Below are 9,855 nucleotides of genomic sequence, written 5' to 3'. Positions count from 1 at the left end.
CAGAATTGACGTGAATTAAAGTAAATATTTCGGACTCGTTCGTACACCAAACTTTGATATCTTTAATTGTTAGACTTTTTTCAACGTTATTAATTAGCTTTTCAATTGCATCCACCGAATAGCCTTTTGGTGTACCTTCCATTAATATATTAAAGGATGCCTTTGTGATTTTCACTCCACCAGCAATGATGATGATTGATGTCACTAGACTACCGATTGGATCTAACCAAGTCAGCCCAAAGTATTTAATACCCAAAGCTGCGATGACAACACTTACGCTGGTAAATAAGTCAGCCAAAACGTGAAGCATTGCACTTTTTACGTTTAAATTAGTATTGGCCTTCGATAATATATACCCCACGATTAAATTTACAACTAAACCAATCATACCAACAACTAACATTTGGTTCGGAATGATGTCTATTGGATTAAACATACGACTGGTCGCTTCAGCAATGATAAATATTGGGATAATCACTAATGTTAAACCATTAATAAATGCTGCGATGGGTTCAAATCGCTTGTATCCAAATGTCTTATTTTTTGTTACTGCCTTTGTAGCCATAATGGTTGCGATCAATGAAAGAATCAATGAGAAAGCATCTGAACCCATGTGTACACCGTCGCCCATCATCATTAAGGAGCCTGAAATAAATCCATAGAGAATTTCAACTAACGCGAAAAACAGAGTTAAGGATGCAGCCCATATAAATAATTTTTTATTTTTGTTCCTATTTATTTCAAATTGTTCATTGTTAGAACTCATTTAAATGATCTCCTTTATTAGATTCTAACTATATACTACTGCTATTGTTAGGAAACGTCAACTATAATTGAGAATAAATCGAACTAACTGAGAATGATAATTACGCTCAATCATTTAAATACCAACTTAAATTCGATATAAGCACTAACACTAATGATAATCATTATTATTTGATTGCATTGTATAATTCCTAATAAAAAACTTGTGTAATAAATATGTATATTCAATTCAAATCTTACCTATTTCTACTGTTTTCAAAAAAAAACACCGGCAAATATTGATATATCAACATTCGCCGGTATAACATTGTTTCTATGAACTCGTTTTAACCTAAACATTCCGGTAGTCAGATTCGTAACTGACTTTTCACTACATATTTCATTATTTGACTTTTATACTAGGGTTAAAATGTGCGAACATACCCTCCGGATTATGTTTCCAAATCCAAACGTGGAGCGAGTGTTCTGGAACTGCACCCGGACCATCAAATTCTTGACCAAACAATGAATTAGGACCGTCTGACAAATATTCTACACCAACTAATTGCAAATCGCCATTTCCCTTAGGTACATAAAGTAACGCTTCAGGAGTAGCAGCATTTACTTCCTTATCAATAAGATGAGGATTTACGTAATGATACCCCATTACTCCTAATCCGGGTACAGCAACAAACTGATCCGTAGGTAAATAGCCGTCCGCTATTGCTCTTTGCACATCATGGTACTTAGCCGTCCCTTGGCGAGCATCAGCTAGTTTAGAGTTACCCTCCGCTCCAACAACCGAAGACAATGCAATCAAAAGTACAGCAGCAAATACCAAGCTTACTATTTTTTTCATAAAATCCTCCCTTAACGAAATAGTCTATAATATCTATTCCGATCGATCTATATTCATGACTATTTAAAAATTCTAACTAACAAAAAAAGACGGTGACTTACAAAAGTCATCGCCCGATTTTACTAATTATTCAATGCAATAATAGAATTCAACACGGTCCCTAAAATGAGCTACTGTAACTATTTATTCTTCCCCGACCGGAAGTTCAACAGTAAATGGTTTTAAATCTTCAGAAGAGACAAAGCTTGAAAAGTCGAACAGTAGGATTGTATTTTCCAGCTTATAGTTCTTTATTTTTTCTTCTCCATTCAAATAGAATGTAGATTGGAAGTGCGCTGTTTCTTTATCAATCATTCCTACTTTATTAAATGAAATTCCGTGGTTTTTAGGAGGCCATGGATTTTCCGGGTCAATTTTTGTTATATATTTCTCATCCACTAACCAAAAAGCATATTCTAAGTTATGATTAATAATATCTAGTTTATCTTGACTCAAGTTTTTCGGGAGCCCTGTAAGTTGATAATCTACTACTAGTTTCTCTCCGCTTTGTGTAACATCATTTACCTGCAGGCCTAAATTAAGGCGCTCGCTTTTTAAAGTAAATGTTTTCTTATCCAATAGTTGCTCTACTTTTGGGTCTGCTATATTTAACTGCGGATAAAAAGTAAGGGAAGTAGCGTTGGAATTTAGCTTGGCCATCTCTGTCCGAACGGTACTATGATATCCATCTCCTTGTTCAGAATCCCGGAGGACTGTTTGATTTCCAAACCTATATTCAATTCCTTTATCATCAACTGCTTTTGAAATAATAAAGTCATCACCCTTGTATTTTTCCACAGTCTCATAAACAAGTGAAGATGACGCTTTTGCGGTAAGGATTTCTTTAATACGGATTTTGATTCCATCTTCCGGGTATCCTTGCTCATGATTTAAGGCAAGTATAGTGTTTTTATCTTGTTGAATAGGTATATTAAAATTCCATTCACCTTTTATACCATTGATATTATGAATGGTTATTGGGAGAGTGAAGTTCTCATTGAATGATTTATATGGATATACCATTTTCCATTGAAAGTTATATCCATTATCTACTTTCTTTATGTCCGTTGACTTTCCGTTCAGCCAAGGGTCTTGATCCCCTTCATTGTTCTCAAAGTTAACATCAAAACTTACTTCCCCTTTTTCATTTCGCCCATTTTCAACTTCTTCGTCTACAAACCCTGTAATTGACACTACACTGCCATCAAAGTACGCACTAGTTAATTTGACAGTCACTCCATTTTTTGTAATGGCTTGATTTAGTTCAGTAACGGCATTTTGATAAGCTAAATCAACACCTGTTGGATCGTTAAATTCTTGGAAGATTGCACCTATTAAAGGTGCATTAGCCAATACATTATTCATGGTAGGATTAAAAAATCCGGAGACCACGGTGATTCCAAGAATAGCAGCCGTAGTCGCTACACCAGCAAGAACCTTCTTTTTCTTTCCATATCCTCGATCCACATCTTTGTTTATCCCTTTAGAAATGGCGTTAAAAACTTTTTCTTTTGGCACAGGTATTTGTTCAATTGCATCATTGAGTTCTTTGTTATCCATGGCATTTGTCCTCCTCACTTTTATAAACCTTTTTTAACTCTGCTTTTCCTCTGCTTAAATATGTTTTGACGGTATTCTCTGGGATTTCCATCACACTACTAATCGTTTTGATCGAGTAATCGTAATAGTAGAATAAAATAATGGCTGTACGATAATTCAGTCTTAGCTGCTGAACGGCATATAGAAGCTGTGAAGACTCTTCAATATTTAAATTCGATTCATCCGGTAAGTTGGCTAATAATTCCTCACTCATTGGAATGACTTTATCCCTTTTCTTTATCACATGTCCTGAACATCGAATCACAATCCTGGTGAGCCAGGTCGTAAAATACTCCGGATTTCTTAACGAGTTGATGGATTTATATGCCTGATAGGCTGCCTCCTGGACCACGTCCAATGCATCTGCTTCGTTATGTACATAAAGATAAGCTGTCCGGTAGATTCTTTCATAGTGATGTTGAACCAACTTTTCAAAGGCGTTTTTGTTACCTTTGATTGCTTTTTTCACTAATCGGTGGATTTCCGCTTCCATCAATTCCCCCCCTTTCACATATTAGTGGACTCTATCATCAATAAAAGTTTCAAGAAATTAAGATTTCTTTCAATATCATGCAAATAAAACCTGAGCTCAAAAAAAATAGGAGATACTACTTAACTTGTAGAAACTCCTTCTAAATGTTTTATTTAGTTTTGGCTTTTGATTTTAAAAGTAATATGCCGTTTCCAACAAATCCTATTAAACCAGCAATAATGAAGACATATGTTACAAACAAAGATGTAGAGGAAAGTGTTTCAGTAAGCAATCTAAATAGTCCGACACCAAAAAGAAGAAAACCAGAAATTACGGTTAAAGTTGTTCGAGTTGATTTTTTCACTTTTAAAATACCCCCTATGTAAATTATTACCTTCCTTTTATGATTTTGGAATAATGAAACCCCTTTAAAAAGTAAGGTGGAAGTTACTTTTATAAAGTTTCCGAGTTTTTCTTAAACTAAAGCATCCCATTAGTTGAAGATCTTTTGTCTTTTTTATATTAATTTCGGGCATTTTCGATGTTTAGTAGCTTGTTCAAAAGCATAAGCAAGTTTTATTAATACACCTTCACTAAAAGCCGTACCTGCAAATGTTATGCCAAATGGTCTTCCACTTTCCATGTAACCTGCAGGTACAGCTATAGATGGATAGCCAGCTTTAGCACATATGGTTGAGCCAATATAAGATGGAAAAATTATCGCATCAAGGTCATACTTTTTTAAAGTAAAATCAATCCCCATGTCCTGAGAAAAATACAAATCTTCTAATTTCGCATTCAAATATTCGGGATTTCTTAAAGTGTTTGGTAGATTTTCTCTATACTCCAACATATTCTGACCATATTTTAAGGCTTTCTGTTCATGCTGTTTATTAAATTGAATTAATTCTGTTTCAGAATGTATTGGTAGGTAAGACGGTAATTGAGATAAATAATTTCCTAAGCTATGTTTCAATTCATAAATTGGGACTCCCCAACTCCAATCCCTATTGAAAGAAGGTATGTCGATATTATCGACAATTTCTGATCCTTCATGGCGTAAGGTCTGAATGACTTGTTTAAATAGATTTTGATCGTATTCTCCTGATTGATAATAGTCCTCCGAAGCTTGATTAAATATACCGATTCTAGCACCTTTCAGTCCTTGAGAATCTAAAAAGACTGTATAATCTTGTTTTGAAATGCCTTCACTCTTATAAGTAGCTGGATCGAATTTATCGACACCTGTTAAAGCACCTAACAAAATGGCTGCATCCGTAACTGTTCTTGCAAAAGGCCCTGCTGTATCTTGCGAGTATGTAAATGGGATAATTCCCGTACGACTGATTAATCCTACTGTTGGTTTAATCCCAACTACTGAGTTTTGAATCGCAGGACTCAGGATGGAAGCATCTGTCTCAGTGCCAACGGACAAAGCGGTAAAATTTGCAGCAACTGCAACAGCAGAACCAGAGCTTGAGCCACCAACAAAAAGGTCAGCATCACCATATGGATTTAAAACTTGTCCTCCTCTTGAACTATAGCCTGCCAACATTTTAGTTGACATTCCATTAGCTAATTCTGTCATATTTGTTTTACCTAAAATTATCGCTCCTGATTCTCGGAGTTTTTCAACAAGGAATGCATCATGGGTGCTAAGATGATTTTCTAACGCAAGTGTTCCTGCACTGGTATGCATGGAATCATTTGTTTCAATATTGTCTTTAAGCAATACTGGAATCCCATGTAAAGGCCCCCTAACTCCCCTTGTCTTCCTTTCGTAATCTAGTGCTTCTGCAATAAAAATTGCATCAGGATTTATTTCAAGAATGGAATTTATCTTACGCCCATCCTGGTCATACTTGGCTATTCGGTCAAGATAATACATAACCAACTCTTTTGAGGTTACTTCTCCATTTTCGATAGCTGCTTGAATATCGTTTATCGTTAACTCTTCTCTAAAAAAATTATTAAACTTAATTTTCATGTATTGCTCCTCCAATACTGCAAATTTCGATCTATAAGCTACTATACTGTATGAAATCGGAATTACCTTCCTAAACTGCCACGTTAGACGAAAAAGAAAAAGACTGCTTTTTGCAGACAGTTCATTTAGGAAAGCCCGATTAGTTACGTAGTATCGGCTTTAATATTTTATTGTAATAGCCAATGTCCCCCATTCCTTTTCTTGTTCAGGAGTATAAATTTCATATGTTCCATCTATCATTTCTTTCATTGACCACCCTGCACAATCAAAGTCTTTAAAAGGAATGTCTTTATACATATCTTGAAATGTATCATACGTTCTAAGCCCTGTTACTTTTACTTGTAATGTATCATTTTGTTCAGGAACTTTAATAAATTCAATAGTATCACCAACTTTTATTTTCCTTCTTTTTTCATCGTTAAGACGAACCTCAACGGTCTTTTTGCCATCTTTAATAGCTTGATAATATTCACTGTATAAACCCATTTCATGCACCACCTAGATTCACCTCTTTACCTGATTGTAGTTCAATATTCACAATATATTCAAGTTCATACTGTTATTTGAAACATTAGCAAACCTCAATTATGGAAGAACCCCGTCCTATAAGGTTTCCAGAAACAGGTTTCTTTCCTAATTCTCTTGCCCAAATTGATAATAATTGCCCTTTAAAAATCTCTGGGATTTTCCCCAGTTTATTGAATAGGAGCTTAAAAAGGCATTAATCCTTTTGGATCAACGCCTCATTAATTTTATGCATAAGGTTATAAATAAAATCAGAACTACCTGGAGTTAATAGGAATACCGAACTAGCAATCAATAACAATCCTAAAATTAACAAAAATATTACTTTTTTTATTGACCGAGAAACCATCCATTTAAAGGTACCTACAACCAGCAAAACAACACCTATGAAAAGGATAAGCAAATAATAAAATCCCATACAAAGCACCTCAATTAACTTTTTATTGTAATTGCATCTCAAAAGAACTTTAGCATACAATACATCGTAATTTTATGTACATAGATTATCTATGTATAAGAATAATACATAAAAACATTAAAGTAAATATATTTTTCCCTAATCCATCTCATTGGTTTTCTTACAAAAAATTTATGACCCTTTTCCCAATAATAAAATCCCACGAAAAAAGTGTTAATCCAACCTGGATCAACGCACACGGATGTTCACGATATATCGTAGTTTACGAATTCACATCCTAAATTTTCATTTAATCAGGAATTTCTTCTTTAATTGCTTCGTTACAGGTTAGTGAAACCAGAAAAGCGATTGCTCTAATTGAACAATCGCGACCAGTAGCTTAATGAAATTTCCGAACTGTAACTAATTGTGATTTAATTCGTCAAAGAGGTAACAGAATAAACTTGAAGGTGATTCAATGAAAAAATCCTTGATCCTGATTTTATTGGTAAGTCTATATTTACTTTCTGCTTGTAAAAATGAAAAAACGCAGCCATTAGAGGAATTTTATAAGGATGCAAAAATTGAAAGTGTAGATAAAGTCATCATTCAAGATGGTTCAACTGGTGCTTCTAAAACGATAACTCAGCAAGAACAAATTGGTGAATTTCTCTCTCTGATTAAAGATATAGAATTTACTCCGCAAGAAAGTCAAGAAAAACGTGAAGGTTGGCGATATGGCATTGCCCTTTTTGATGGGGAAAAAGAAATTAAATTTACTCTAAATGAAATTGACACTACTTATTACGATTCAAACCCAGATATTCATCCAATTGTAGATATCTATTACAAACAGTTAGACGGTGTAGAAGAATGATGGCTTACCTCTAAATGTAAGCAAAGTGAATTAGGAGATTTCGAGCTTATGTGATACACTTTGTTTACCATTTGATTTACTTGTTTTACATGTGCCCTGCTCATTCGTGAGTGGGGCTCCTTGTTTTTAAAAGAACAAAAAAAACAGACTCTATAAAGAGCCTGCTTTTGTTTGTTCTACGTATTAAGCTTTACGAACGTTAGCTGCTTGAGCTCCACGTTGACCTTGCTCAACGTCAAAAGTAACTGTTTGACCTTCGTCTAAAGATTTGAAACCTTCGCCTTGGATAGCTGAGAAATGAACGAATACATCTTCTCCGCCTTCGCGCTCGATAAATCCGAATCCTTTTTCTGCGTTAAACCATTTTACTTTACCTTGTTCCATTTTTGTTTCCTCCAGCTGTGCTTACACACAATGTATTACTATCCTTGCACTCAGTGATCATCAAGACGAAAAGTTAATCTTATTTATCCTTTACACCGAACAAAAATAATTCTTCTATAGCTTAACACTTTTTAAAAGCATTTGCAAGGAGACATAAAAATAATCACTTTTTTCACTCATAAATTTTCATAACTGGTTTGGGAAACCTATGTTGTTCTAATACCTTGCCTTTAATATTCAACATTAAACTATTGCACCCATTAGTTACTCTTTTTGAATGAGTGCTATGTAAATAGATGAGATCGTTATTTTGTCGACCAAATAGCTATAAAACTAATTAATGAACGTAAAAAATAAAGAAAGGCAGATCATTCTATTAAAAAACTGATCCATTAGTATATATATATATATAGAATTGCCTCTCCTAGTCACTAAGTACTTTTCCGCCAATAACTTGTATAGGAATCGCCTCATGCGGCGAATAGTTTTCCAGAACTTGTTGGCTTGCAACAAAAAAAATATTTTGTAAAATTCTACTCTGTGGCTCGGGAGCTAACACCTTAACATAAGGATAAACACTGGAAATGGTCGCAAACAATTCTCGCATTATCTCATCATCCCTGACCCTTCCAATATAATTGGCAAATAGGATTCCATCATTGGTCAATTTTTGACTCGTTAGAAAGAAAAATTCTTGGGTGGTTAGGTGAAATGGGATACTATTTCCATTGTGGGCATCTAAGAAAATGATATCCTGAGATTTGTCCACCTGTTTTTTCAAAAGCTCACGACCGTCTCCAATCTCGATTTTATTGCCCAAATAACCAAAATACTTTTTGGATATTTCGACAACTAGGGGATCGATCTCTGCAGTTAGCAAATTTCTACTTGAATAATATGAGCTTATTACACCAATTCCATGTCCGATTATGAAACCTGCTTTGAAATCTGGTGCGTAGTGATCAATAAGATCCACTACAGTACGAGAGTACGACAGCACCAAACGGGATGGATTCTCCAAATCGATCACTCCCTGTACAATATCGTCAGTAAATTTAAGTAAGCGAAATCTGCCGGGCATCCCGCCAAACTTTCTTCTATCTAGAACCGTAATGTTTTGGAAAGAGCTTGATCCCTTATAAACCAATTGATTCATTTATGACACTCCTTGATTGATTGAATGATGTACTATATAGAGTATTCATAGGGTTTATTATTTGTATAAACAAGTAACACGAGAGAACATGTTGTTCAAAAAACTAAGGTGTTGCCTCCTGTCTTTTAGATTCTAACGGATATTGATCATTTTTGAATTGTGGTTCCCATAAAAAAAGGTTTAAAGAAATTTATATTAATAAAATAAAGAAAACACCTGTAACAAATGGACAAGCTTTGTCATACAAATATATTAACTTCTAAAAGAAAGGAGTTGATTATATGGGACAAGCTCAACAATGTGAAAGTTGCTGTGAAGATACAGATATTCTTTGTGTGAGTATTCCTGGAGGAGTTCATATTGTCTTGTTAGGAATTCACATCGACCTTGAAGCTGTGTGCCTTCGAATTTCCAACCCTGGTACTGGCACTCTAACAGCAGCACAACAAGCTAATGTCGAGCAAATTGCAGGTGCAGTTGGTAACTTGTTAGGAAACCTTTTACCGCGTGCCTAATTAAGTAAGGAGAGAAGGAAGGGGGTCTCCCTTCCTTCTTTTTACTAGAAATTTTTGGTAAAAAAATAACTTTACCCAACTTAAAACTCCCATAAATTGTTTTTAACGGGTTTACTTGTGCGGTGCAAAACGACAAATCACCGACCTAATCACGCAGTAATTAGCATAACTTTCACAACACAAATCACAGTATATTTCACAATCAAAAAGGCTTAGAGTTATTTCCAACTCTAAGCCTTTTTTTGTATTATCTTATTTCACTAAAGCACCCGTTACTTTAAGTACAATTCTTCACAATCTG

At 34.7% G+C, this 9,855-nt stretch carries 11 protein-coding genes and 1 pseudogene; 2 read left to right on the top strand and 10 right to left on the bottom strand.

The window, feature by feature from the left end:
• From V7124_RS18300 to V7124_RS18265, 8 genes and pseudogenes are all read right to left on the bottom strand, one after another.
• A pseudogene (locus tag V7124_RS18300) lies at nt 1–766 on the bottom strand (cation diffusion facilitator family transporter); the annotation flags it as partial.
• A 381-nt stretch (nt 767–1,147) separates the two neighbouring features.
• Nucleotides 1,148–1,603, bottom strand: coding sequence for a hypothetical protein (locus V7124_RS18295; protein ID WP_335491997.1), 456 nt, complete (start codon nt 1,601–1,603; stop codon nt 1,148–1,150).
• 183 nt (nt 1,604–1,786) lie between these two features.
• Nucleotides 1,787–3,202, bottom strand: coding sequence for a DUF4179 domain-containing protein (locus tag V7124_RS18290; RefSeq protein ID WP_335491993.1), 1,416 nt, complete (start codon nt 3,200–3,202; stop codon nt 1,787–1,789).
• Complete coding sequence (locus tag V7124_RS18285) at nt 3,195–3,734, bottom strand: sigma-70 family RNA polymerase sigma factor (protein ID WP_335409915.1); 540 nt, start codon at nt 3,732–3,734, stop codon at nt 3,195–3,197. The genes V7124_RS18290 and V7124_RS18285 overlap by 8 nt, the downstream gene beginning before the upstream one ends.
• A gap of 148 nt (nt 3,735–3,882) precedes the next feature.
• Nucleotides 3,883–4,077, bottom strand: a complete 195-nt coding sequence (locus V7124_RS18280) for a hypothetical protein (RefSeq protein WP_335409913.1) — start codon at nt 4,075–4,077, stop codon at nt 3,883–3,885.
• Nucleotides 4,078–4,230: 153 nt separating this feature from the next.
• On the bottom strand, nt 4,231–5,700 hold the full coding sequence (locus V7124_RS18275; RefSeq protein WP_335409910.1) for an amidase family protein: 1,470 nt from the start codon (nt 5,698–5,700) through the stop codon (nt 4,231–4,233).
• Nucleotides 5,701–5,859: 159 nt separating this feature from the next.
• On the bottom strand, nt 5,860–6,186 hold the full coding sequence (locus V7124_RS18270) for an ASCH domain-containing protein (RefSeq protein ID WP_420489493.1): 327 nt from the start codon (nt 6,184–6,186) through the stop codon (nt 5,860–5,862).
• A gap of 235 nt (nt 6,187–6,421) precedes the next feature.
• Nucleotides 6,422–6,643, bottom strand: a complete 222-nt coding sequence (locus tag V7124_RS18265; RefSeq protein WP_335491981.1) for a hypothetical protein — start codon at nt 6,641–6,643, stop codon at nt 6,422–6,424.
• Nucleotides 6,644–7,100: 457 nt separating this feature from the next.
• Here V7124_RS18265 and V7124_RS18260 point away from each other — a divergent pair, with 457 nt between their 5' ends.
• Nucleotides 7,101–7,499 (top strand): hypothetical protein, encoded by a 399-nt coding sequence (locus tag V7124_RS18260; RefSeq protein WP_335409906.1) that lies wholly within the window; start codon nt 7,101–7,103, stop codon nt 7,497–7,499.
• Between the two features lie 183 nt (nt 7,500–7,682).
• Here the strand turns inward: V7124_RS18260 and V7124_RS18255 are convergent, their stop codons facing one another.
• Together V7124_RS18255 and V7124_RS18250 are read right to left on the bottom strand one after the other, a co-directional pair.
• The gene (locus V7124_RS18255; RefSeq protein WP_042463323.1) at nt 7,683–7,883 is read right to left on the bottom strand and encodes a cold-shock protein; all 201 of its coding nucleotides are present in this window, start codon (nt 7,881–7,883) and stop codon (nt 7,683–7,685) included.
• Between the two features lie 424 nt (nt 7,884–8,307).
• The gene (locus tag V7124_RS18250; protein ID WP_335491973.1) at nt 8,308–9,039 is read right to left on the bottom strand and encodes a spermidine synthase; all 732 of its coding nucleotides are present in this window, start codon (nt 9,037–9,039) and stop codon (nt 8,308–8,310) included.
• A 281-nt stretch (nt 9,040–9,320) separates the two neighbouring features.
• Between V7124_RS18250 and V7124_RS18245 the strand changes: the two genes are divergently transcribed.
• The gene (locus tag V7124_RS18245) at nt 9,321–9,554 is read left to right on the top strand and encodes a hypothetical protein (protein WP_335409897.1); all 234 of its coding nucleotides are present in this window, start codon (nt 9,321–9,323) and stop codon (nt 9,552–9,554) included.
• Nucleotides 9,555–9,855 lie beyond the last annotated feature (301 nt).

The sequence above is a fragment of the Neobacillus niacini genome, from assembly GCF_036961885.1.
Classification (GTDB): Bacteria; Bacillota; Bacilli; order Bacillales; family Cytobacillaceae; genus Neobacillus; species Neobacillus niacini_H.
The sequence above is the reverse complement of the archived record's forward strand: the minus strand, read 5'-3'. Positions and strand labels throughout refer to the sequence as shown.